This window comes from Salinicoccus sp. Bachu38 (assembly GCF_038561955.2).
GTDB classification, from domain to species: Bacteria; Bacillota; Bacilli; order Staphylococcales; family Salinicoccaceae; genus Salinicoccus; species Salinicoccus bachuensis.
Window position 1 is genome coordinate 459,340 of record NZ_CP138333.2, and the last position, 22,497, is coordinate 481,836.

Here is a 22,497-nt window from a genome sequence, read left to right on the forward strand (position 1 = left end):
TTGGAAGTGTCCGCTTATACTATGATGAAATGGACTAGCCATTTTTTTTCTGTGCGAGTCTGACCAGCACTCTTGCTACTGTATCTTTTTCGTCACTGCTGTCAGTTGCCTTCCAGAGTTCTTTCAGCACCTGTTCTTCGCGGTTGCGTGGCTCTTCATTGGATGCGAGGTAGTCGGCGACCCTTTTGGCAGCCTTGGCCAGCTGGTCTTCGTCCATGCCGACCTTCTCGCCCTTGTTGACCTGGTCTCCGAGATAATTTAGGAACTTGTTATAGCTTTCAAGAATCTGATCCTTGTTCTCCTGGTCCATGTTCGCAGCCTTCTCTTCCGGATTTCTCATTTCGTCATTACTCATGTCTCATTCCTCCTATTATTTTGTAGTGATAATAATATGCACTAAATGCTGATGGGAGTATCCTGAGCATCATGATGGAAATTGAAATTCTGGATGTACTGTGCGCTCTATTCCTAGGATATCCGTTTAGTGCACGGTCTAAACATTATTGACGGGTGGGAGGTTCAATCCATGTTCTCATGGTTTTCCCCCTTGCAAAAAGGGAATGAAGAATATAGGAAATTACATATATTTCATCAGGCTGATTGAATTTTCTTTAAACTTTCTATAATGTATATAAATAAACAGAGATTATGAGAGGGATCCATATGAATATTAAAGGTGTAGAAATCGGAGCAGGCCAACCGAAGGTGGTGGTTTCTTTTACAAACCATTCCAAAGAAACGATCGAAGAAGAAATAGAGGCGGCATTATCCCATCCTGGTCTGTTTGACATCGTCGAAATCAGAAGTGATGCATTCGATGCATTGAGTCACGAGGAGCACATCCAACTGGTCAATCACATCGTCCAGGAGATGCAGGACTATCCGGTCATCTATACGTACCGCACACTGAATGAAGGTGGAAAGGGGCAGAAGACTGCAGCGGAGTACGAATCCCTGCTGGGTGCTGTGCTCGAACAATGTGGCATCGACATCATCGACATCGAATTCTTCAAATATGAGGACATCGTGGATAACCTGGTACAGAAGGCGAAGGAGAAAGGTGTCGGCATCATATTGAGTCAGCATGATTTCAAGGAGACGCCGCATTTTGATGAGATGATGGCAACGTACAGGAATATGTATGAACGGGGCGGAGATATATTGAAGCTTGCCTACAAGCCATCAGACGGACGCGATGTGCTCAGCGTACTCAGCGCCGTCCATGATGCGCGTGAGAAGTTCAACTGTCAGATAGTGGGAATTGCGATGGGGGAACTCGGAAGGATCACGCGGGTGGCAGGCGGTGTATTCGGTTCCTGCCTGACATACGGATATCTATCCCATAAGGCGGCACCGGGACAGATCCATGCCGAAGTCCTCAAGGACAATCTGAAAATATTCGAATGACCATAAGAAAAGCGTCCAGCTGATTGCTGGACGCTTTCATGCTGCCTATATGCTATTCTGCAGGAAATCTTTTACAGACTCCGGAGATTTAGCATCTGCAGAGTGCAGATGGGCAAGCTTTTCGCCATTTTTGAAGACGAGCAGGCTCGGGATCCCCATGACATCATTTTCATCTGCCGCTTCCGGCACTTCGTCACGGTTCAGTTCATACCAGTCGATATGCTTGTATTCCTCGAGGATCGGATCGATGAACATGTTCATGCGTGTGCAGTCCGGGCACCAGTCGGCGAAGAACTTGATGATGATCTTGTCATCGCCCTGTATTTTCTTGCTATAGTCGTCATATTGTCTGATTGCTTCCATTATCAGTGCTCCTTTAACAGTGTGATTACCATCCATTTTATCATCTTTCGGCCAGAATATGAAACGGGCGGCCCGATTCTGCTTGCAATATGCATTTATTTGCAAGTATATTATGGGTAACAAACCTTCTGGAGGTAATGGATGATTACATTATATGAATACCCGAAATGCACAACCTGCCGCAAAGGGAAGAAGTTCCTGCAGGAAAATGATGTGGAATTCGAGAGCATCGATATGGTGAAGCAGCCGCCGGATGCAGGCAGGCTCTCCGAACTGGTGGAGCGCTCCGGCAGAAATATTGATGACTTCTTCAACAAACGCGGCAAAAAGTTCAAGGAACTGGGCCTCAAGGAACGCCTGGATGAAATGACGGAAGAGGAGAAGATTGAACTGCTGTCGACAGACGGGATGCTGATCAGGCGGCCCCTTCTCTACGATGGCTCCGGCGTGGTTATCGGCTTCAAGGAGGAGGAATACAAACAATTTGTGAACGGCCGGAATTAGCCTTGCCTAAATAGTGTGAACTATGAGATTATATAAGTGTATAAGAAAAAGGAGGTTTTTGTCGTGGCAACACCTAAAGAATTCAAGTATTCAGAAGATCATGAATGGGTCAAATTTGAAGATGGCAAGGCGACAATCGGTATTACGGAATTCGCCCAATCCGAGCTCGGTGATATCGTATTTGTGGAGCTGCCTGCTGAAGGCGATGAAATTACTACTGGGGAGTCATTCGGCAGTGTGGAGTCCGTAAAGACGGTATCCGAACTGTATGCACCACTCAGTGGTACAGTAGTCGAGATCAATGAAGGACTCGAGGACAGCCCTGAGCTTGTCAATGAATCTCCTTATGAGGAAGCATGGATGGTGGTCATTGAACTGTCCGATGAATCACAACTTGATAAACTGATGGATGCGGATGCCTACGAAGAAATGGTGGATGCATAAAAACTGAAACTCTGGACATCGTCTGGAGTTTTTTTAAAATATGATACCAGGGGTGATGGCAGTGTATTTTTCCGATAAAGTGCTCATTGTCGAAGGAAAGACGGATAAGCGGCGCATCGAAGAAGTATTGATTGAACCTGTACAGATCATATGCACCCATGGTACAATGGGAATCTCAAAATTGGATGAGATTCTCGACCAGCTGAATGGCTCCGACATCTATATCCTGTCCGATGCGGACAAAGAGGGAAGAAACATCAGGAAATGGTTTAAAAAACATCTGAGTGAAAGTACTCACATATATATTGACCCGAAATTCGGTGAAGTGGGCCGCTGCCCACGCGACTACTTGGCAAACCTCCTTATGAGACACGATTTCTATGTAGATACAAGCCTGATCATGAAAGGTAAGTTCAGTAATGATGAAAGAACCAAAGACAATCGATATTACCAGCCGTATTCAATCTGAGGAGACGTTCGTACTCTATGGCTATGCGCCGATATGTGCAAACTGCCAGATTGCGGAAAGGATGCTCGATATCGTCTCGGAAATGAAGGGAGTTTCATATACTTCCATGAATTTGAACTATCATAAGGACCTCATAGAAACGTATGAGATCAGATCGGCGCCCGCACTGCTACTGTTCAGGGAGGGCAAGCTGGTCCGGGAAGTATATGCATTCCAGTCCGTACCCCATCTGACGGAAGTGTTCGATGAATTCCTTGTTGACGAATAGGGATGCGGATGATAGTATTATTAACAATCTAATAATGAAACTCTTATCAAGAGTGGTGGAGGGAAGTGCCCGACGAAACCACGGCAACCGTCTTTGTGACAAGGTGCCAATTCACTGATCGATTGATCGAAGATGAGAGGCTGATGGATAAAACCGGTGCCTGCTCAACTTTTGAGTGGGCTTTTTATTTAGCGGAGCGGAAAATGCACGACTTTTCCAATATACAAGTCAGGGTGAAACGTATGATCGATATAAGGAAAGCAACGAAAATTTTCAAGACGAAGAACAATACCATCCAGGCCGTGGATGATGTCAACCTTCATATCAGGGAAGGGGAGATATTCGGCGTCATCGGCTATTCGGGAGCAGGCAAATCCACGCTGATCAGAATGCTGAACGGCCTGGAACAGCCCTCCTCGGGCGAAGTGGTGATTGGTGAAGATGTCATCAGTTCGATGACTCGGTCGAATCTGCTCAGGAAACGCCAGAAGGTCTCCATGATCTTCCAGCATTTCAACCTGCTCTGGTCGAGGACCGTCGCCGACAACATCAGCTTCCCACTGGAGATCGCCGGTGTGCCGAAGAAGGAGCGTGCGCGCCGTGTGGCGGAACTGGTGGAGCTTGTCGGCCTCACGGGGCGTGAAGACAACTATCCAAGCCAGCTTTCGGGTGGACAGAAGCAGCGGGTCGGCATTGCGAGGGCGCTCTCCAACAGGCCCGAAGTGCTCCTTTGTGATGAGGCGACGAGTGCGCTCGATCCTGAAACGACGGATGAGGTGCTCGACCTGCTGGTAAAAATACGTGATGAAATGGATCTGACCATCGTCCTCATCACGCATGAGATGCATGTCATCCGCAAGATATGCGACCGGGCGGCAGTGATGGAGAACGGCCGGGTCGTGGAGACCGGACCGGTGATAAAGCTGTTCCAGAATCCGGAGCATGGCGTGACGAAACGCTTTGTCAAAGATGACATCAACGATGAGGAGACGGCCCTGTCATTCGAGGAGGTCAGGGAGATGTTCCCGACTTCGAAAATACTCAAGCTCGGCTTTGTCGGTTCACAGTCGAAAGCGCCGATCGTCTCGCAGGTCGTCAAGAAATACAATCTCGACCTGAACATCCTTTCGGGCAACATCAAGCGGACGAATAATGAGTCCTATGGCCACCTGTATGTGGCGATCGATATTGATGATGCGGACCTTGAAAGCCTGGAGAAGGAACTGGCTGAGCATGCTGTGACAGTGGAGGTGGAAGGATGAGCGAATTCATCAATGCGTTCGCCGAGATGTTCTCATTTGAAAATGTCAAATGGGATGATGTCTTTACGGCGACAAACGAAACGCTTTATATGACCGTCATTTCCACTGTGTTTACATTCATATTCGGGCTGGTTCTCGGAATCATCCTTTTCCTGTCATCCAAAAGCGAGCATGCAGCCAGTGCACCGATCTATGGCGTCACAGCATTCCTCGTCAACCTGTTCCGTGCGATTCCATTCATCATACTGATCATCCTCCTCATCCCGTTCACGAAAGTGCTGATGGGGACGATCATGGGGTCGCAGGGTGCACTGCCTGCACTTATCATTGGTGCGTCACCATTCTATGCCCGCCTGGTCGAAATCGGACTCAAGGAGATCGACAAAGGGGTGATCGAAGCGGCGGAATCCATGGGTGCAAATACATGGACGATCATCTGGAAGGTGCTGTTGCCTGAATCACTGCCCGCCTTGATTTCAGGCATCACCGTCACCGCCATCATGCTTGTCGGCTCCACAGCGATTGCCGGCGTCATCGGTGCGGGAGGCCTTGGCAACCTGGCGTACATGGTCGGGTTCACAAGAAACCAGAGCGATGTCACTCTGGTCGCAACTGTAGTAATACTGGTTATCGTTTTCATCATCCAGATTCTGGGGGATCTGACTGCCAAAGCAGTCGACAAACGGTAATCATAAAAATAAAACCAATCAGGAAAGAGGGAAAGTGTAATGAAGAAGATTTTCTTATTGCTTGCCATTTCAATTTTCGCAGCCATTCTGGTGGCATGCGGCAACGGAGGTTCGGAAGAAGCCACAACCGAAGATAGTGAAGAAAGCGAGGAAACATCCGAAACAGCTGAAAATGAAGAGACTGAAGAGGCGGGTGGTACGATATCCATCGCAGCTTCCCCGGCACCGCACGCTGAAATCCTCGAGGAAGCGGCAACGATCCTGGAAGAGGAAGGCATTGAACTCGATATAGCAATCGTCAATGACTACACGACGCCAAACCGTCTGCTTGCGGACGAGGAAGTGGATGCAAACTACTTCCAGCACACGCCATATCTGGAAACGGAAAAGGAATCCCATGACTATGACATCACAAGTGCGGGAAATGTACATATCGAGCCGATGGCCGTATATTCCCAGGACTATGATTCATTGGAGGAACTGCCGGACGGATCGACGATTCTCGTGTCCAACAACCCGGCTGAGGAAGGCCGCTTCCTTTCCTTCTTCGTAGATGCAGGACTGGTCGAAATCGAAGAGGGCATCGATATTGAAGATGCGACTTTTGATGATATCACATCAAACGAGAAGAACTTCGAATTCGACAACCAGACAGCACCGGAGCTGCTTGTGAGCATGTATGAAAACAACGAAGCGCCGGCTGTCATCATCAACTCCAACTTCGCATTGGACGGCGGACTGAGCCCGACGGAGGACTCCATCGTCGTTGAAGATGGCAATTCCCCTTACGCCAACCTTGTGGCGGTACGTACTGGAGATGAGGAGCGCGAAGACATCCAGCAGCTCATGGAAGTGTTGCAGGGTGAGGAAATCAAGCAATTCATCGAAGATAACTATGAAGGTGCAGTCATTCCGGTGGAATGATGGCCCAGCCCCCGGTCATCTGGCCGGGGGTTTTCAAATGAAAAAAACCGGCCCATTTTTTCATTTGGAAGGGGAAAATGGACAGGAGGAATTTAATTTTTACTGTTACCATATGCATTTTTAGGGTAAATATATACTGTATAGCATTTTGATTGTAGAGGGGGAGGAGAAATGAACGGAGAAAATGCGCAAGTTTTCGACAAATCACTCGTGATGGTCTCTTTTATCGTGTCCGCCTTCACAGCAGTACTGGGTCCGCTGCTCATATGGGTGCTGAAAAAGGATGACGATCCTGCCACCGGCGAGGCGTTGAGGCACGTGGTCAACTTCGGTCTGTCGTACACGATCTACATGTTTGTCGCATGGCTTACATCCTTCATTCTCATCGGTCTGATCATCGGCCCGATCATCACCATCGCGTTCTATGTGTTCCTGATCATCGGAGCCATCAGGGCGAATGAAGGGAAAGTCTACAAACCCCCATTCACCCTGGACATCGTCAAGTAGTTCGTTTTCATTTACCTCATGACTATTATCAGTCGTGAGGTTTATTTTATTGCCGGATTGGCGTTAAAAGAAGTGTAAAGGTTTAAAGTGTGGCGCATTTACGTTATAATATAGTGGTAATTTAAATCCCGTGCCAGGCTTTGACTATTATTTAGAATTATTATAAACTGGTATGGAGAAACTTATACAAAATAATCTGTTGGAGGGTTAATAAATGGCTTCTGTTCTAGAAATCAAAGATCTGCACGTCGAAATAGACGGCAAAGCAATTCTTAAAGGTGTCGATCTCACACTCAAGCAAGGAGAAATCCACGCGGTGATGGGACCGAACGGTACAGGTAAATCCACGCTTGCCCAGGCGATCATGGGACATCCGAGATATGAAGTGACTCAGGGTGAAGTCCTGCTCGATGGCGAAAACGTACTTGAAATGGAAGTTGACGAACGTGCGCAGGCCGGCCTTTTCCTCGGCATGCAGTATCCATCCGAAATCTCAGGTGTGACAAACTCCGACTTCCTCCGTTCTGCAATCAATGCACAGCGTGAAGAGGGCGACGAAATCAACCTGATGCAGTTCATCAAGAAACTGGACAAGAACATGAACTATCTGGAAATGGATCTGGACATGTCAACACGCTACCTGAACGAAGGATTCTCCGGCGGGGAGAAGAAACGCAACGAAATCCTGCAACTTATGATGCTTGAACCTAAATTCGGCATCCTGGACGAAATCGACTCCGGTCTTGATATCGATGCACTCAAAGTGGTATCCAAAGGCATCAATGAACTTCGTGGCGAAAACTTCGGCGCGCTGATCATCACACACTACCAACGTCTTCTGAACTACATCACACCTGACTTCGTTCACGTAATGATGCAGGGCCGTGTAGTGAAATCCGGTGGCGAAGAGCTTTCCAAGCGTCTTGAAGAGGAAGGTTACGACTGGATCAAGGAAGAACTTGGCATTGAAGACGAAACTATCGCTGCAGATGTAGAATAGGACAGGAGGATGACCATGGCTACTGAAGTTAATGAATATGTTATCAATGCTGATGAAGTCATTTCCCGTGCAGAATCACGCGGTGAATCTGAACTTCTCATCAGCAGGAAAAAAGAAGCACTAGAACGCATCGAATCCCTCGATATGCCGAAGCCGGACAAAACGAAACTCAACAAATGGGATTTCTTCACAGTATCCCAGCCGGTGACGGACAGCGCGACATACGGCTCCCTGGAGGAACTGCCTGAAGCGGTCAAGAGTCTTTTGGATATCGAGCACACGAAAAACATCTATGTACAGCACAACAACACCCCGGCATATCTGCAAGTCTCCGATGAACTGCTCGACCAGGGCGTGGTGATTGAAAACATCATCGAAGCCAGTGCAAACCACCCGGAACTTGTGGAGAAGTATTTCATGACCGAAGGTGTGAAGATTGATGAGCATAAGCTTGCTGCATACCATGCGGCGATGCTCAACGGCGGCTTGTTCGTCTATGTACCAAAGAATGTGCAGATTGAAGATCCGGTACAGATGGTTGTACTTCACGATGATGAGAAGGCATCACTGTTCAACCACGTACTGATCGTTGCCGATGAAGGATCTGAACTGACTTACGTCGAAAACTACCTTTCCAACGTGGACAAATCCAATGAACAGTTCAACATCGTTTCAGAAGTCATTGCGAAAGATAACGCGAAGGTCAACTACGGCGCAGTGGACTTCCTGTCTGAAGGATTCACAGGCTATGTCAACCGACGCGGTGTCGTCGGCCGTGATGCAACACTCGACTGGGCACTCGGTCTGATGAACGACTCCAATGTCATCAATGACAATACGACTTACCTCATGGGGGATAATTCCATATCCAACCTGAAGACGGTCGTTGTGGGCCGTGGTGAACAGACGCTCAACTTCACAACACAGATCATCCATTACGGCAAGGACTCCGCAGGCCATATATTGAAACATGGCGTAATGAAGGACAGTGCCTCCAGCATCTTCAATGGTGTCGGGCACATTAAGCATGGTGCGACGCGCAGTGACGCCCAGCAGGAATCCAGAGTATTGATGCTGAGTGAAAAGGCGCGTGGCGATGCGAACCCGATCCTTCTGATCGATGAAGACGATGTTACAGCAGGCCACGCAGCTTCTGTCGGACGTGTAGATCCGATCCAGCTGTTCTATCTGATGAGTCGCGGCATCTCCCAGAAAGAGGCGGAGAGGCTCGTCATCCACGGCTTCCTTGATCCGGTAGTGCGTGCATTGCCGATTGAATCCGTCAAAAACCAGCTCAGAGAAGTCATTGAACTCAAAGTTCTCTCAAAATAAGCTTTAAAGGGGTTTTCCCGCATGAATGCCAAAGATATCAGAAAGGATTTCCCAATCCTTGATCAGCAGGTCAATGGCAATGACCTCATCTACTTTGATACATCAGCAACGAGTCAGACACCGTCACCTGTAATAGATGCAATGACTGCGTATTATGAAGCGTACAACTCCAATGTGCACCGCGGTGTGCATACACTCGGCACAAAAGCGACAGATGGTTACGAACAGGCACGTATGAAAGTGAGATCATTCATCAATGCCAAGCGATTTGAGGAAGTCATATTCACGCGGGGAACCACTGCAGCAATCAATCTTGTGGCACGCAGTTTCGGAGACATGGTGATCGAGCCAGGCGACGAGATTGTAGTGACGGAGATGGAGCACCATGCCAATATTGTGCCATGGCAGGAGTTGGCAAAGCGCAAGCAGGCGGAACTGAAGTTCATCCCGATGGAAGCGGATGGCACTTTGACGATGGAGAATGTGGAGGCGACAATCGGCGAGAACACGAAGATCGTCGCCATCACCCACGTCTCGAACGTGCTTGGCACCATCAACGACATCAGGGCAATCGCCGAAGTCGCACACAGGAATGATGCCTATATCGCGGTCGATGGCGCACAGGCTGTTCCGCATATGTCCGTCGATGTACAGGATCTGGATGTCGATTTCTATGCGTTCAGCGGCCATAAGATGCTCGGGCCGACGGGCATCGGTGTGCTCTACGGAAGAAGCGAACTGCTTGACGATATGGAACCGATTGAATATGGTGGCGATATGATCGACTTTGTCGATCTCAGAACATCCACCTGGACGGACCTTCCTGTGAAGTTCGAAGCGGGAACGCCGATGATTGCAGAAGCGATCGGCCTTGCTGCAGCCATCGACTATATCGAAGATATCGGTCCGGAAGCCATTTTGGAATATGAACAGGAACTTGTGAACTATGCGCTTGAACGCATGGAAACAGTGGAGGGTATTGAGATTTATGGCCCCAGGTCGCGCGCAGGCCTGATTACGTTCAACCTGTCGGATGTGCATCCGCACGACCTCGCTACCGCCCTCGACTCTGAAGGCGTCGCCGTCAGGGCCGGTCACCACTGTGCACAGCCTCTGATGAAGTGGCTGGGGGTATCATCGACAGCCCGTGCAAGTTTCTATATATACAACACTACAGAAGAGATTGACAGCTTTATCGAAAGCCTCAAGCGTACGAAGGAGTTTTTCTCTTATGAATTTTAACAATCTCAACCAGCTATACCGTTCAGTCATCATGGATCACTATAAGAATCCGCGCAACAAAGGGGTCATTGAGGATGGTACACTGACGGTGGACATGAACAACCCGACATGCGGCGACCGCATCCGTCTTACTTTGAATGTCGTCGACGAAATCGTCGAAGACGTCAAGTTCGATGGCGAAGGTTGTTCCATCTCCATGGCCAGTGCCTCCATGATGACCGAGTCCATCACCGGGAAGAATATCAACGAAGCACTCTCCATGGGGGATGAATTCAGCAAGATGATGCTCGGTGAAGACTATGATATTTCCGAAGAAATGGGAGATATCGAAGCGCTGTCAGGCGTAAGCCAGTTCCCGGCACGCATCAAATGTGCCACACTGTCCTGGAAGGCCCTTGAAAAAGGCGTCAAAGCTGACAGCAAATAATAAAAGGAGTGATTTATATGGCTAAACAAGCACCAGAAGTCGGCGATTACAAATATGGTTTCCACGATGAAGACGTATCCATTTTCCGTTCCGACCGCGGCCTTACTGAAGAAATTGTACGTGAAATTTCCAAAATGAAAGAAGAGCCGGAATGGATGCTCGACTTCAGACTCAAAGCGCTGAAACATTTCTATAAAACACCTATGCCTACATGGGGCGGCGACCTCTCAGAACTCAACTTCGATGAAATCACATACTATGTAAAACCTTCTGAGCAGTCTGAACGCTCCTGGGACGAAGTACCGGAAGAGATCAAGCGTACTTTCGACAAGCTTGGCATTCCGGAAGCTGAGCAGAAATATCTCGCAGGTGTTTCCGCACAGTACGAATCAGAAGTGGTCTACCACAACATGGAGCAGGACTTGGAAGACAAAGGTGTCATCTTCAAGGATACAGACTCCGCACTTCGTGAAAATGAAGATCTGTTCAGGGAATACTGGGCGACAGTCATCCCACCGACAGACAACAAGTTCGCTGCACTCAACTCGGCTGTATGGTCCGGCGGATCATTCATCTATTGCCCGCCAGGTGTGAAACTCGATACACCACTGCAGGCATACTTCCGTATCAACTCCGAGAACATGGGACAGTTCGAGCGTACACTGATCATCTGTGATGAAGGATCAAGCGTACACTATGTAGAGGGCTGTACTGCACCGGTCTATACGACGAATTCGCTGCACTCCGCTGTTGTTGAAATCATCGTCAAGAAGGATGCATATTGCCGTTACACGACGATCCAGAACTGGGCAAACAACGTGTACAACCTTGTCACAAAGCGTACGTTCGTTGATGCGAACGGTACGATGGAATGGGTCGATGGCAATATCGGTTCCAAGATCACGATGAAATATCCGGCAGTATTCCTCAAAGGTGAAGGTGCACGTGGCATGACACTGTCAATCGCACTCGCAGGCAAAGGGCAGCTGCAGGATGCCGGAGCAAAAATGATCCACCTTGCTCCAAACACATCATCCACAATTGTTTCCAAGTCCATCGCCAAGCAGGGTGGTAAAGTGTCCTACAGGGGACAGGTTCACTTCGGCAGAAAAGCGGATGGCGCACGTTCCAACATCGAATGTGACACGCTCATCATGGACAACGACTCCACTTCAGATACGATTCCTTACAATGAGATCCTGAACGACAACATCTCACTGGAACACGAAGCAAAAGTTTCCAAAGTATCAGAAGAGCAACTCTTCTATCTCATGAGCCGCGGCATCGGAGAAGAGGAAGCGACGGAAATGATCGTAATGGGCTTCATCGAGCCATTCACGAAAGAATTGCCAATGGAATATGCGGTCGAAATGAACCGTCTGATCTCCTTCGAAATGGAAGGTTCCATCGGTTAATGGATTCAAGAAAAGCCTTATCACACTTCAAGTGTGATAAGGCTTTTTGTCTGTAATGGCCCGGTCAGCCTAAAAGGCAGTCAGAATGATCATTGCCAACAGTATCAGGACCAGGTAGAGGATCGAATAGCGCACGTTCATCTGCGCCCATACCTTCTTATCCTTTGTCTTCGGCCCCATTGCTACGAGAATGGTCCAGCCGAGGGTCAAGGCGAGGGCAAAAGTGAAGAAAATCCAACCCAACGGGCCAATCAGAATGAACGGGAGGGGCAGGAGTACAATCACGTAGACGATGATCTGCCGGATCGTCACACCGATGCCGCTCACCACCGGCAGCATGGGTACGCCGGCCCGTGTGTAGTCCTCCAGCCGCTTTATTGCGATTGCCAGTGTATGCGGTATCTGCCAGATGAACAACAGATAGAACAGGGCGACCGGCACGATATGGTCTGCGGGCGTGATGACGGCCCACCCGATCAGGGGGGTGAACGCACCGGAAATGCTGCCGATGATGGTATTCAATGTATATTTCCGTTTTGACCAGAAGGTGTAGAGGACAACATAGAAGAACCAGCCGAGGAATGAATAGGCAGCGGCTTCGTATGTGGTGAACATCATGATGGAAAGGCCGATGACCGTCGTGATGCTCCCTGCCCATAGGACGGCGCGGAGTGGAAAGGCGCCTGTCACCGTTGGCCGGTTCCGTGTCCTTTCCATTTTCGTATCGAGGTCGCTTTCATACCAGTTGTTCAGCATCAGGGCACCGGAGATGACGAGGGTGCTGCCCGCCATCGTCAGCAGGAAAAGACCCAGGTGGTCCATGAAGCGTGCGCCGCTGAAATGGAGTGCGAGCCAGTAGGCAGTGAAGACGGGGAGTACATTGGCTATCAGCACTTTGCCCTTCAGCAGGTATTTCATATCGGTCAGAAAGCTGAGGAGTTTTGATTCAGTTGGCATTTGTCCATTATCCAAAAAATATTCCCTCACAAGCATTGTATCGATTAGATTTGTTGATAAAAATATTCAATATCCATTATAACAGCATGTTCAGGATTCATCCTGTCCATTGCATCAGGAAATCCGGCCGCCGGAAAAAATATCAATCGACGCAGTGGACGGATATCCTTTATTTTCAGTACATATGGACACAGGATATAAAAAGGACTACAATAGTTAGGCAAACTAACTATATTTTCATAAGGATGTTGAGATCAATATGAGTGATACATACAAGGAAAGACTATGGACGAAGGACTTCATCTTCACATCGACAGCCAATCTGGTGCTCATGCTGTCGATGTATCTGCTGCTCGTCACGATGGCGACATATGCCATGGATACCTATGGTGCCTCCGTCAGCATGGGAGGGTTCGTCTCCAGCATCTTCATCCTCGGCGCCCTCTTCGGCCGCCTCTATGGCGGAAAGCAGATTGCCACGGTCGGCAACAGGAAGATGCTTCTGATCGGGACGGTATCCGTATTAGTGGCAACGGCACTCTATTTTCTGCCGCTCGGCATCTATCCGCTCATGCTGCTCAGATTTCTGCACGGGGCGGCACTTGGACTGGCGACGACGGCGACAAGCACGATCGTGTCGCAGCTCATCCCGACTTCAAGGAGTGGCGAAGGCATCGGTTACTTCAGCCTGAGTGTGGTCATGGCCACAGCCATCGGCCCATTGATCGGGGTGATGCTTCTGACACAGTATGGCTTCAACAGTATCTTCCTCTTCTCCCTCATCATGGCCCTCCTCAGCCTTGGACTCACCGTGACCCTCAGGCCACCTGAAGTCGAAGCCGAAAAGGACAGGAAAGGCTTCAGAATCACGGACTATTTCGAGGCGCGTGCACTTCCGATATCCATCGCAATGTTCGTGCTGGCACTCGCCTATTCCGGCATACTGTCATACGTGACCGAGTATGCATCCGAAATCGACCTGGTGGAGGCGGGCAGCTTCTTCTTCCTCATCTATGGCATGTCGGTGCTGCTTTCACGTCCATTCACCGGCCGCCTGATGGACCAGAGGGGCGCCAATGTCGTCGTTTATCCGGCGCTTGTTTCATTCGCAGCCGGAATGCTGATGCTCAGCCAGGCGGGAGCAGGATGGATGTTCCTCGCTGCAGCGGTCTTCATGGGACTGGGGTATGGGAATTTCCAGTCCATCGCCCAGGCACTCGCGGTCAAACTGACACCGCATCATCGCATGGGTCTCGCCAACTCCACCTATTTCATCGCACTGGATCTTGGCCTTGGGCTCGGACCGCTGATTCTCGGATATATCGTCCCCCTTTCCGGCTATCGCGGGATGTATCTATCGCTTGTTGTGGTCATCCTGTTCGGAATCGCCGTCTATCATCTCATGCATGGGAGGAAGGATAAAGAGGTTGCCAGGGGTGGCAATGCGTCCTGAAGGATGTTTCATCTGAAATTTTTCAGGGTAAAATGTATGAAAGTGGAAAAGTATAGGAAATAGTGTGCCGCTTCGCAAATATGAATTTACGAAGAAGGGGAGAGCACGTAAATGACTATGACAAAAGACATCAGAAGGATTAAAGCGAAAACGGATGACATCGGTATCCTCACTTTGTATTTGAATACTGACGCCAGTGAAAGCCGACAGAACGGAGAATGGAAGATCCACCTGAAAAATGGCATGAAGGAATTGAAGGACCAGGTGAAGGACAGTGAAAATCCGGAGGAGAAAAAGGCGCTGAAAAAACTTCTGGACCAGGCGGAAACGCGCATCCAGGAGCAGCAGCTGAACATGCAGAAAAGCTATTTCCTCACCGCTTCGGTTGATGGAAAGCTATGGGAGGAGAAAATCCTCCAGGTGCCCGTAACCACCTCTTTCCATTGGAGCACGGAAGCGCAGACCGGGCAACTGGAAGCACTTGACCAGAAGTTTCCAGAAACGGGAATCATCGTCATCCAGCAAAGGAATGTGACTTTCATAGAGACGGCCCTCGGAGAAATACTTGAGGAAAAACACTTCAGCTGGGACCTTGACCGGGAGGACTGGGTGGACTATGACAAGGCCACCCCACCAGTGGACAGGGCGACAGGCAAAGATGAATTCCAAAGGCGTTTTGATGAGAACAGGCAGCGCTGGTACAAGAACCTTGTTCCGCGCCTGTCAAAAGAAATAAAAGAGCGCAACTTGAACGGTGCATATCTCGTCGGCAGCAGGGAATCGGTTGCTGAACTCGAACCGCACATGAGCCAGGCACATCTGAATGGAACGATTACGAAGAATCTTGGACCGATGCCGAGCCATGAAATTGTAAAGGAAGTATACGACACCTTGATATAGGGACACCATCATAATCGGACAGGCATGAAAATACCCTGGTCAGCATAGGCTGGCCAGGGTATTCTCCGTCCAATTCAGAAAAGCATCAGTATAGGTAATGGTTGCCGGTCTGAAGGTTGTACAGTGAATATCCGAAATCCATCTGGAGATGGGGATAGTCCCTGAAACTTTCCCAGTCGCCACCCCAGGTGAATCCGAGTTCCTTGGCAATCTGTGCAACTTCGAACCAGTCGGATCTGCTGTTGCCGTTACCATCATACTCGATGTCCCAGATGACATGGGGTCCCACTTCAAGCGCATAATCGACCGCAAGGCCGTAGTTATGATAGGATTGTCCGCCTTGGGCGTTTGTAACGATATATCCAGGTTCCGTGCGTCCCTGTGCATAGAGCCTGTCCTGCTCTTCGAAAGAACGGAAGCCATCTGTGAACCTGATGACGATGCCGATTGCAGCGGCCCTCTGCCTCAGGATTTCTGCGCGTTCGGCAACGACAGGATGCAGCCCCTGCGGCTGGCCATCCTCATATGTACTCTGGCTCCACTGGTCGGCCGAAGCAGTGTTGAAGCCTGCCAATGTGAAGGCGGGCACAGCCAGCAGAGTGAAAAGCAGCAGTGATAGGAATCTGATGTTCTTCTTCATAAATATAATCTTGCTCCTTTGTCTATAGATGTATGCTACATAATCCACGATATCACCCTGTCTAAATTTTTCAATAATATTGAAAAATTGAAAGGCAATAGTAATCCAAATGTAATATTATTTTAAAATAATTAACATTTATAATTTCATTATGTATGTGACTTGTACTTTGGAAGGAGCTATTATTCCATGAAAAAGAACCGTCAATGTCCATGCATTGCGGTTCTCATATCCATTATGGAAGGTCACGATATTCTTTCTGCAGTTCACGGATGGAGTAGTCGAAGTTCATTTCGAGGTGAGGATAGTCCTTGAAGCCGTCCCAGTCGCCGCCCCACTCGAAGCCGAGGTCCTTGGCGATGTCTGCGACTTCGAACCAGTCGGACGCGCCGTTGTCATTGCCATCGTATCCAACATCCCAGATGACCTTGCCGTCGACTTCCAGCGCATAGTCGATCGCCAGTCCATAGTTATGATAGGATTCGCCACCTTTGGCATTTGTAACGATCTGGCCGGGGAAAGTCCTGCCTTTATTGAAGAGTCCATCCTGTTCCTTTATGGAACGGAAATCATCAGTGATTTTTATATCTATATCTTCTTCTTTAGCCTTTTCGACGAGTGTCTCGGCTTTCTCTTCAACCTCTGGATGGATTTCCTCCGGCAGTTCGTCAAAGTCGAGCACCTCTTGTTCTTCTCTTTCTTCTTTCTCTTTATCGTCGGATGCGGCGGTGCCTGCGTCCGTGAAAAGAATCCCGGATGCTGCCCACAGGCTGAAAAACATCATGGATAGCGGCATTATCTGTTTGAACATGGGACTGATCCATCTCCTTCATAATGTATTATTTCAATTTCCTCAAGACACTCCGGTATCATATCATCCTAATACCTCCTTTTAAACCCGTCATGGTGAATTGAAAAGAAAGGGTAACGGTCTTGTAACATTCCCCTCGGACAGTGGGGGAATGTTAAAGTCTGATTACAGGTGGGAGTCATGGTAGAATGGGATTGGATATGATCATATGGGAGGTAGATGCATGCATTATTCAGAGCTTGATACACCGGCACTTCTGATCGACAGGGAAACGGTCCGGGACAATATTGTACGGATGCAGCGTTTTGCCGATGGGAACGGAGTGAAGCTGCGCCCGCATACAAAGACGCATAAGATGTCGGCGCTCGCAGAATGGCAGGTGGAAGCGGGAGCCCGGGGCGTTACTGTGGCCAAAGTGGGCGAAGCGGAAGTCATGGCACAGGCGGGCATTGATGATATATTCATCGCCAACCAGATCGTCGGCCGAAGGAAGATCGAGCGCATAAGGGCGCTTTCAGGATCTGTCGATATTTCATTCGGCATCGACAGCATCCACCACGTGGAGGAAATAGACAGTATCTTTGAGGGCAGTGGCCAGAAAGCGCAGGTGAGCGTGGAAATTGAAGTGGGCGAAAAGCGTTCCGGCGTCATTGAAGCGGATGATTTCAAAAAGCTGCTGGATGCCATCGGCAGAGCGCAGAATGTACACTTCAAAGGGGTCTTCTCTCATGACGGGCATACATATAAGGCGGAAAATACCGTAGCCTGCAGGGCGCTTTATGAAGAGAGTGCCCATCGCACACTCGGCTTTGCACAGCTTGCCCAGGATATGGGCATGGCCCCCGAAGTGGTCAGCATCGGTTCCACGCCGCCCTTCATGCTGGGCTTCGACATTCCGGAGGGCATCACCGAAATACGGCCGGGCACCTATATCCTGATGGATGCCGGCCAGTCGAATGTCATCGGCACGTATGCGCATTGTGCCGCATCGATACTGACGACCGTCATCAGCAAACCGACACACGAGCGTGTCATTACGGATGTCGGGGCGAAAGGCATCACCATGCAGACAAGGACAAAAGGCATCACCCGCACCGAAGGGCTTGGCCTCATCCGGGAATATGAAGGCGTCCATATAGACAGCGTGTTCGATGAACATGCCATCATATACGATGAAGCGTTCAATCAGAAGGTGGAAATCGGAGAGAAGGTGCAGATCATACCGAACCACATCTGTCCGGTGTCGAATCTGTATGATACGGCCTGGCTCATATCGGACGGTGAAGTGCAGGAAGAGATCAAGATCGATGCCAGGGGCAGACTGCAATAGGAGAAGAAGCCAATGGAGCAGCGGGCTATCAGTCCGTCGTGCGGGAGGATTCGGAACATTCGCTATGGCGCTATGCGAGTGACATGCCGGCATGTGAGGGCGGTCCCCGCTGCTTGTTCTGGATAAGGGGCACCCTGCAGCATTCATCGTAGAAATCACTTCTGTGGCCAACTATGGCGGCTATCTCAAAGACCCGCACAAATAAACAGAAAAGATCGTCATTCCACTCTGTGGGGCGGGCATCAAATCCGGGTAGGCACCTTTCCATGGTAATTTTTGCCGTGGATTTTTTTATTTTCGTAAAATTGAGTGTATAATGGCATAAAAGGTGAATGGGGGTCGAACATGAAAATTGTGAAGCGGGATGAAATGCTCAACATCGAACGGTTTGCGATAGAGGAGATCGGCATTTCCGGTGCAGTCCTGATGGAGATTGCCGGCAACCAGGTTGCAGACGAGATCATACGGTCGTATCCGGACCGGTCTCTGCCGATCACCATACTGGTCGGCAGCGGGAATAATGGCGGTGATGGATTCGTCATTGCCAGGCGGCTGTTCGATGCAGGGTACAACCCGGCAGCCTGGCTGCTTGTGGATCCAGAAAAACTGCAGGGGGACGCGCTGGTGCAATACCGGATACATACTGCCCGTCAGCTGCCCCTCCATTCCATTGAAGAGGGACTGGCGCGCCTGGACGAGGATCTTGCCTCGTCTGAAGCGGTTATCGATGCGATGCTCGGCACCGGCATTTCGGGTGCGGTGAGGGAGCCGTTCAACCACATCATCGAAATGGTCAACGGCCACGGGGCGCATGTGTTCGCGGTCGATCTGCCGTCGGGTCTCGACTGTGATACCGGACGTGTGGAAAATGTGGCGATACGGGCAGATGAGACGTTTACATTCGCATTGCCGAAGCGCGGTTTCTTCCTGCAGGACGGTCCATCGGTCATCGGCCGGTTGGAAGTGAAGGATATTTCCGTACCCGGAACACTGGCCGACAGGCTCGGCATGGAACTGCCGGAACTGATCACGGAGCAGTTGGCTGTACAGGCACTTCCGGGAAGGCCGCAATTCGGGCACAAGGGGACTTTCGGCCATGCGCTGGTCATCGGGGGATCGAAGCCATTTGTCGGGGCTCCGCTCTACAGCGCCCACGCTGCATACAATACCGGTGCCGGCCTCGTGACACTGGCAATACCTGAAGAGATATACCCGGTCATCGCCGGACAGAACCAGCTGGCACTCATCCGGACGCTGCCGGGTGCTGAGGGGCACTTCAATGGAGAAGGCGTGGAAGCAGACCTCTTTGAAAAGGTGGGTGCAGTTGCCGTCGGGCCCGGGCTGGGACGGTTTGATGCAGGTGAAGCATTCATTGAAGAAATCATGGAGCATCTGGATGACCAGCCGATCATCATCGATGCAGACGGGCTGTATCATGTGAAGGATCGGCTCGAGATGCTGTCCCGGTACAGAGGGGCGGTCATCCTCACTCCGCACCCTGGCGAGATGGCCACCCTCACAGGACGGACGGTCGCCGATATTGAAGCGGACCGGATCACTGTTGCGGAGGACTTCGCGAGGAAGTATCAGGTACACCTCGTTCTGAAGGGGCACCGTACGATCATTGCGACCCCTGAAGGCACCTGGGTGAACCCGCATGGCAATGATGCCCTTGCGAAAGGTGGAAGCGGAGATGTCCTGACCGGCATGATCGCCTCCTTCCTCGCCCAGGGGGCCGGGGCGGCCGAAGCGATGCAGGCTGCGGTATACGTCCATGCCGCTTCAGGCGAACGGGCGGCACAGAAATACTCCCACTATGGCGTGACGCCGGGGAATATCATCGAAACAGGCAAGGAGATGCTCAAGGAAATGGAGGGGAAAAAGTGAAGGAACAGGCTTTGAGAAGCGGCAATGGCAACCTGTTCAAAAATGGCGTGGCTACGAGTGGGAAGCTCCATCTGACTTCGAAATATATATACCACTTTCCGCATGCAATGAACCTGAACAGGCAGGAATCGAAGATAGCGCTTGAAGAAGTCGACCGGGTCCACCTCATCAATCATCATATTATGAAGCTGCTTCCGGTTCCGAATGGACTGGAGATCGTTCTTAAGAGTGGTGATGCAATGCGCTTCGTAGTCAATGGCAGGAAGCGCTGGAAACGTGATATTGAGAAGGCGCTGGACAAGGCACGACAGCAGACAACATAAGGGGCGAAAGGGGTATATTTTATGGCAGGACAGGAATCATACAGTTTCAGGGGGATCGGGATGCTCATGCGGGTGGTTGCAGTTGTGACATCGAGCATCGCAACAATCATATCGACGGTACTTCCCCTGGCATTCGGCTACGACGTATCGAAATTCAATCTTTTTCTATTATTTATTCTGCTTGTCATCGGAGGACTTCTCGTCCACGGCGTGCTCACCCACGTATTCAATGACATCACCGATTTCAAGTCGGGCACCGACCAGGAAAGCCCGGGACTGCTGTCGGGAGGCAGCCGGGTGCTGCAGACCGGCACCATGACACTTGGCATGCTGAAGCGGATCGGTCTCGTCGTGACGGCGATACTGGTGATTGCTGCAGCATTGTTCATCCTATTCGGTCAGGTGGAGCTCGCCATCCTGTGCATGGTCGGACTATGGGGGGCGGCGTCATATTCCCTGCAACCTTTCAGGTTTGCATACCGCCCTTTCCTCGGTGAATGGCTGAGCCTTTTTCCTTCCCTCCTGATGCTTGGCCTTGCAGCACCATGGATCATGCTGGATCACATTCCTGCCTGGGCATGGCAGAATGCATTGATCAACGCAATCTGGTGCATGGCATGGGTCATGATCCATCATATTCCGGATATTCGGGCTGATAGACAGGCAGCTCCGGTGAAGGAGACGAGTGTCGTATGGTCGGTGAAGCGTTTTGGAATGAACCGTGCGGGCCTGCCCGCCCTGATCTATCTCGGCCTCGTCGGGCTGATTGCACTGTCCATGATATGGGATCGTCCGGTGGGCGCCATCGGTACACTGCTCATGCTTGGTTATGGCATCTATCTCGTCCTCCGGATGCAGGTGCGGGATGTCGAACAGGTGACGGCCTATGAAAAAGTGCTACTTCTGCTGGCGATGGCGACAGCAATATGGCTGGGACTGTTTCCGGATATGTAAAAACCACCCCGAGGGGGTGGTTTTATTTTTTCTCCTTGTCCTTGCGTCCGACGGAAATATAGATGGCAACCCCGAGGATGATGATGATGCCGATGATCTGATACCACCCCATGCTGATATTGAGCCACAAAACCGAGCTTATGACTGCCGAGGCGGGTTCCATCGTACCCAGGATCCCGGCCTCCTTCGAGGAGATATGCTTCAGGCTGCTTATGTATAGAAGGAAAGCAAGCGTCGTCCCGAGCAGAACGGAGAAGAGCAGGATGGCGACGAGTCCGGCCGTCCAGTCGAAGTTGAAATCAAACCTCCAGATGGGATGGATGAAATTCATCGCAATACCCCCGATGAGCATCGATCCACCGACGAGTTGAAGCGGGTGCAGCCGATACAGGAGTACCTGGGCGTGCAATGTATAGTATGCAAGTGCAACACCTGATATCAGACCCCATACGAGGGCGGGTGGCGATACGATGAGCCTCGAAAGATTGCCGTCCGTGGCAAGCAGCACGACTCCCGCAACCATGCCGATGATGATGAAGGCGTCGGCGATCGTCCATTTCGAGTACTTGCGGATGATCAGCCACAGGATGATATAGATCGGTCCAGTATACTGGAGTACCGTCGCAATCGCAGCATTCCCATAGCCGATTGCCGCCATGAATGAATACTGCACCATCGTCATGCCGAGCAGACTATAGATGATCAGCATGCCAAGGGTACGGCGGTCCATCCGGACCGGCTGCTGCTTCCGTGAAAACAGCCAGTATGCAAAAAGCAGGATGATGCCACTTACTGTCAGGCGGAAGGCCACATACCATTCCACAGTGACAGGCGTGTTCTTGAAGATGAAGTCTGAAGCCGTACCTCCGACGCCCCATAATGTCGCGCCCAGCAGTACAAATATCAGTCCTCTGATATGTTTCGAATCCGTTTCCATACACGTGCCTCCCTTCTCCATTATTAAAAGGATAGTCCAGGATATCTAAAAA

Annotated in this window: 26 protein-coding genes and 1 riboswitch; of the genes, 20 read left to right on the plus strand and 6 right to left on the minus strand. The window is 50.3% G+C overall.

Annotation, left to right across the window (positions count from 1 at the left end; genetic code table 11):
* Positions 1-34: 34 nt before the first annotated feature.
* A complete protein-coding gene (locus RQP18_RS02380) occupies positions 35-355 on the minus strand; it encodes a DUF3243 domain-containing protein (RefSeq protein ID WP_342388565.1) in 321 nt (106 codons plus the stop codon).
* Between the two features lie 308 nt (positions 356-663).
* On the opposite strand from RQP18_RS02380, the gene aroD reads away from it, so the two are divergent.
* Entirely contained in the window at positions 664-1,407 is a 744-nt protein-coding gene (gene aroD, locus RQP18_RS02385; protein ID WP_342388566.1) for a type I 3-dehydroquinate dehydratase, read from the plus strand.
* Positions 1,408-1,452: 45 nt separating this feature from the next.
* Here the strand turns inward: aroD and RQP18_RS02390 are convergent, their stop codons facing one another.
* A complete protein-coding gene (locus tag RQP18_RS02390; protein WP_342388567.1) occupies positions 1,453-1,770 on the minus strand; it encodes a thioredoxin family protein in 318 nt (105 codons plus the stop codon).
* Positions 1,771-1,911: 141 nt separating this feature from the next.
* On the opposite strand from RQP18_RS02390, the gene RQP18_RS02395 reads away from it, so the two are divergent.
* From RQP18_RS02395 to sufB, 13 genes are all read left to right on the plus strand, one after another.
* A complete protein-coding gene (locus RQP18_RS02395) occupies positions 1,912-2,274 on the plus strand; it encodes a Spx/MgsR family RNA polymerase-binding regulatory protein (protein ID WP_342388568.1) in 363 nt (120 codons plus the stop codon).
* Positions 2,275-2,337: 63 nt separating this feature from the next.
* Entirely contained in the window at positions 2,338-2,718 is a 381-nt protein-coding gene (gcvH, locus tag RQP18_RS02400; RefSeq protein ID WP_342388569.1) for a glycine cleavage system protein GcvH, read from the plus strand.
* 55 nt (positions 2,719-2,773) lie between these two features.
* Positions 2,774-3,187: a toprim domain-containing protein gene (locus RQP18_RS02405; protein ID WP_342388570.1), complete on the plus strand. Its 414-nt coding sequence runs from the start codon at positions 2,774-2,776 to the stop codon at positions 3,185-3,187.
* Positions 3,138-3,455 carry a thioredoxin family protein gene (locus tag RQP18_RS02410; RefSeq protein WP_342388571.1) on the plus strand — a complete coding sequence of 106 codons (318 nt, stop codon included), beginning with the start codon at positions 3,138-3,140 and terminating at the stop codon, positions 3,453-3,455. The genes RQP18_RS02405 and RQP18_RS02410 overlap by 50 nt, the downstream gene beginning before the upstream one ends.
* A 40-nt stretch (positions 3,456-3,495) precedes the next feature.
* Positions 3,496-3,594, plus strand: a riboswitch (SAM riboswitch).
* Positions 3,595-3,697: 103 nt separating this feature from the next.
* Complete coding sequence (locus RQP18_RS02415; RefSeq protein ID WP_342388572.1) at positions 3,698-4,717, plus strand: methionine ABC transporter ATP-binding protein; 1,020 nt, start codon at positions 3,698-3,700, stop codon at positions 4,715-4,717.
* Positions 4,714-5,406 carry a methionine ABC transporter permease gene (locus RQP18_RS02420; protein WP_342388573.1) on the plus strand — a complete coding sequence of 231 codons (693 nt, stop codon included), beginning with the start codon at positions 4,714-4,716 and terminating at the stop codon, positions 5,404-5,406. Before RQP18_RS02415 ends, RQP18_RS02420 begins: the two co-directional genes overlap by 4 nt.
* 39 nt (positions 5,407-5,445) lie before the next feature.
* Entirely contained in the window at positions 5,446-6,330 is an 885-nt protein-coding gene (locus tag RQP18_RS02425; protein ID WP_342388574.1) for a MetQ/NlpA family ABC transporter substrate-binding protein, read from the plus strand.
* 171 nt (positions 6,331-6,501) lie between these two features.
* Positions 6,502-6,837 carry a DUF4870 domain-containing protein gene (locus RQP18_RS02430; protein WP_342388575.1) on the plus strand — a complete coding sequence of 112 codons (336 nt, stop codon included), beginning with the start codon at positions 6,502-6,504 and terminating at the stop codon, positions 6,835-6,837.
* Positions 6,838-7,051: 214 nt separating this feature from the next.
* Positions 7,052-7,837 (plus strand): Fe-S cluster assembly ATPase SufC, encoded by a 786-nt coding sequence (sufC, locus tag RQP18_RS02435; protein ID WP_342388576.1) that lies wholly within the window; start codon positions 7,052-7,054, stop codon positions 7,835-7,837.
* Positions 7,838-7,852: 15 nt separating this feature from the next.
* Positions 7,853-9,169 (plus strand): Fe-S cluster assembly protein SufD, encoded by a 1,317-nt coding sequence (sufD, locus tag RQP18_RS02440; RefSeq protein ID WP_342388577.1) that lies wholly within the window; start codon positions 7,853-7,855, stop codon positions 9,167-9,169.
* A 21-nt stretch (positions 9,170-9,190) separates the two neighbouring features.
* On the plus strand, positions 9,191-10,411 hold the full coding sequence (locus tag RQP18_RS02445; RefSeq protein WP_342388578.1) for a cysteine desulfurase: 1,221 nt from the start codon (positions 9,191-9,193) through the stop codon (positions 10,409-10,411).
* Positions 10,401-10,838 carry a Fe-S cluster assembly sulfur transfer protein SufU gene (sufU, locus tag RQP18_RS02450; protein WP_031547463.1) on the plus strand — a complete coding sequence of 146 codons (438 nt, stop codon included), beginning with the start codon at positions 10,401-10,403 and terminating at the stop codon, positions 10,836-10,838. Before RQP18_RS02445 ends, sufU begins: the two co-directional genes overlap by 11 nt.
* A 17-nt stretch (positions 10,839-10,855) precedes the next feature.
* Positions 10,856-12,253 (plus strand): Fe-S cluster assembly protein SufB, encoded by a 1,398-nt coding sequence (gene sufB / locus RQP18_RS02455; protein WP_040105062.1) that lies wholly within the window; start codon positions 10,856-10,858, stop codon positions 12,251-12,253.
* A gap of 69 nt (positions 12,254-12,322) precedes the next feature.
* On the opposite strand, the gene cyoE is transcribed toward sufB, so the two are convergent.
* Positions 12,323-13,210 carry a heme o synthase gene (gene cyoE, locus RQP18_RS02460; protein ID WP_342388579.1) on the minus strand — a complete coding sequence of 296 codons (888 nt, stop codon included), beginning with the start codon at positions 13,208-13,210 and terminating at the stop codon, positions 12,323-12,325.
* Between the two features lie 259 nt (positions 13,211-13,469).
* Between cyoE and RQP18_RS02465 the strand changes: the two genes are divergently transcribed.
* Both RQP18_RS02465 and RQP18_RS02470 read left to right on the plus strand, forming a co-directional pair.
* The gene (locus tag RQP18_RS02465; protein ID WP_342388580.1) at positions 13,470-14,663 is read left to right on the plus strand and encodes an MFS transporter; all 1,194 of its coding nucleotides are present in this window, start codon (positions 13,470-13,472) and stop codon (positions 14,661-14,663) included.
* A 111-nt stretch (positions 14,664-14,774) separates the two neighbouring features.
* The gene (locus tag RQP18_RS02470; RefSeq protein WP_342388581.1) at positions 14,775-15,563 is read left to right on the plus strand and encodes a VLRF1 family aeRF1-type release factor; all 789 of its coding nucleotides are present in this window, start codon (positions 14,775-14,777) and stop codon (positions 15,561-15,563) included.
* Between the two features lie 85 nt (positions 15,564-15,648).
* Here the strand turns inward: RQP18_RS02470 and RQP18_RS02475 are convergent, their stop codons facing one another.
* Entirely contained in the window at positions 15,649-16,203 is a 555-nt protein-coding gene (locus tag RQP18_RS02475) for a M15 family metallopeptidase (RefSeq protein ID WP_342388582.1), read from the minus strand.
* Between the two features lie 235 nt (positions 16,204-16,438).
* On the minus strand, positions 16,439-17,014 hold the full coding sequence (locus RQP18_RS02480) for a M15 family metallopeptidase (RefSeq protein WP_342388583.1): 576 nt from the start codon (positions 17,012-17,014) through the stop codon (positions 16,439-16,441).
* A 223-nt stretch (positions 17,015-17,237) separates the two neighbouring features.
* On the opposite strand from RQP18_RS02480, the gene RQP18_RS02485 reads away from it, so the two are divergent.
* From RQP18_RS02485 to RQP18_RS02500, 4 genes are all read left to right on the plus strand, one after another.
* Positions 17,238-18,344 carry an alanine racemase gene (locus RQP18_RS02485; protein WP_342388584.1) on the plus strand — a complete coding sequence of 369 codons (1,107 nt, stop codon included), beginning with the start codon at positions 17,238-17,240 and terminating at the stop codon, positions 18,342-18,344.
* Positions 18,345-18,689: 345 nt separating this feature from the next.
* Complete coding sequence (locus tag RQP18_RS02490; protein ID WP_342388585.1) at positions 18,690-20,231, plus strand: NAD(P)H-hydrate dehydratase; 1,542 nt, start codon at positions 18,690-18,692, stop codon at positions 20,229-20,231.
* Positions 20,228-20,554 (plus strand): hypothetical protein, encoded by a 327-nt coding sequence (locus RQP18_RS02495; RefSeq protein WP_342388586.1) that lies wholly within the window; start codon positions 20,228-20,230, stop codon positions 20,552-20,554. Before RQP18_RS02490 ends, RQP18_RS02495 begins: the two co-directional genes overlap by 4 nt.
* Positions 20,555-20,575: 21 nt before the next feature.
* A complete protein-coding gene (locus RQP18_RS02500; RefSeq protein WP_342388587.1) occupies positions 20,576-21,508 on the plus strand; it encodes a prenyltransferase in 933 nt (310 codons plus the stop codon).
* Positions 21,509-21,530: 22 nt separating this feature from the next.
* Here RQP18_RS02500 and RQP18_RS02505 read toward each other — a convergent pair whose 3' ends face one another.
* Entirely contained in the window at positions 21,531-22,445 is a 915-nt protein-coding gene (locus RQP18_RS02505) for an EamA family transporter (RefSeq protein WP_342388588.1), read from the minus strand.
* Positions 22,446-22,497 lie beyond the last annotated feature (52 nt).

What these genes read in the sequence shown, in the direction of transcription:
- RQP18_RS02430 (WP_342388575.1), top strand. Translation starts at nt 6,502, where the DNA reads ATGAACGGAGAAAATGCGCAAGTTTTCGACAAATCACTCGTGATGGTC.
- RQP18_RS02410 (WP_342388571.1), top strand. Translation starts at nt 3,138, where the DNA reads ATGATGAAAGAACCAAAGACAATCGATATTACCAGCCGTATTCAATCT.
- RQP18_RS02445 (WP_342388578.1), top strand. Translation starts at nt 9,191, where the DNA reads ATGAATGCCAAAGATATCAGAAAGGATTTCCCAATCCTTGATCAGCAG.
- sufU (WP_031547463.1), top strand. Translation starts at nt 10,401, where the DNA reads ATGAATTTTAACAATCTCAACCAGCTATACCGTTCAGTCATCATGGAT.
- RQP18_RS02420 (WP_342388573.1), top strand. Translation starts at nt 4,714, where the DNA reads ATGAGCGAATTCATCAATGCGTTCGCCGAGATGTTCTCATTTGAAAAT.
- RQP18_RS02470 (WP_342388581.1), top strand. Translation starts at nt 14,775, where the DNA reads ATGACTATGACAAAAGACATCAGAAGGATTAAAGCGAAAACGGATGAC.
- RQP18_RS02405 (WP_342388570.1), top strand. Translation starts at nt 2,774, where the DNA reads ATGGCAGTGTATTTTTCCGATAAAGTGCTCATTGTCGAAGGAAAGACG.
- RQP18_RS02475 (WP_342388582.1), bottom strand. Translation starts at nt 16,203, where the DNA reads ATGAAGAAGAACATCAGATTCCTATCACTGCTGCTTTTCACTCTGCTG.
- RQP18_RS02390 (WP_342388567.1), bottom strand. Translation starts at nt 1,770, where the DNA reads ATGGAAGCAATCAGACAATATGACGACTATAGCAAGAAAATACAGGGC.
- RQP18_RS02415 (WP_342388572.1), top strand. Translation starts at nt 3,698, where the DNA reads ATGATCGATATAAGGAAAGCAACGAAAATTTTCAAGACGAAGAACAAT.
- aroD (WP_342388566.1), top strand. Translation starts at nt 664, where the DNA reads ATGAATATTAAAGGTGTAGAAATCGGAGCAGGCCAACCGAAGGTGGTG.
- sufC (WP_342388576.1), top strand. Translation starts at nt 7,052, where the DNA reads ATGGCTTCTGTTCTAGAAATCAAAGATCTGCACGTCGAAATAGACGGC.
- sufD (WP_342388577.1), top strand. Translation starts at nt 7,853, where the DNA reads ATGGCTACTGAAGTTAATGAATATGTTATCAATGCTGATGAAGTCATT.
- RQP18_RS02500 (WP_342388587.1), top strand. Translation starts at nt 20,576, where the DNA reads ATGGCAGGACAGGAATCATACAGTTTCAGGGGGATCGGGATGCTCATG.
- RQP18_RS02490 (WP_342388585.1), top strand. Translation starts at nt 18,690, where the DNA reads ATGAAAATTGTGAAGCGGGATGAAATGCTCAACATCGAACGGTTTGCG.
- RQP18_RS02425 (WP_342388574.1), top strand. Translation starts at nt 5,446, where the DNA reads ATGAAGAAGATTTTCTTATTGCTTGCCATTTCAATTTTCGCAGCCATT.
- RQP18_RS02505 (WP_342388588.1), bottom strand. Translation starts at nt 22,445, where the DNA reads ATGGAAACGGATTCGAAACATATCAGAGGACTGATATTTGTACTGCTG.
- sufB (WP_040105062.1), top strand. Translation starts at nt 10,856, where the DNA reads ATGGCTAAACAAGCACCAGAAGTCGGCGATTACAAATATGGTTTCCAC.
- RQP18_RS02395 (WP_342388568.1), top strand. Translation starts at nt 1,912, where the DNA reads ATGATTACATTATATGAATACCCGAAATGCACAACCTGCCGCAAAGGG.
- cyoE (WP_342388579.1), bottom strand. Translation starts at nt 13,210, where the DNA reads ATGCCAACTGAATCAAAACTCCTCAGCTTTCTGACCGATATGAAATAC.
- RQP18_RS02480 (WP_342388583.1), bottom strand. Translation starts at nt 17,014, where the DNA reads ATGTTCAAACAGATAATGCCGCTATCCATGATGTTTTTCAGCCTGTGG.
- RQP18_RS02485 (WP_342388584.1), top strand. Translation starts at nt 17,238, where the DNA reads ATGCATTATTCAGAGCTTGATACACCGGCACTTCTGATCGACAGGGAA.
- RQP18_RS02465 (WP_342388580.1), top strand. Translation starts at nt 13,470, where the DNA reads ATGAGTGATACATACAAGGAAAGACTATGGACGAAGGACTTCATCTTC.
- RQP18_RS02380 (WP_342388565.1), bottom strand. Translation starts at nt 355, where the DNA reads ATGAGTAATGACGAAATGAGAAATCCGGAAGAGAAGGCTGCGAACATG.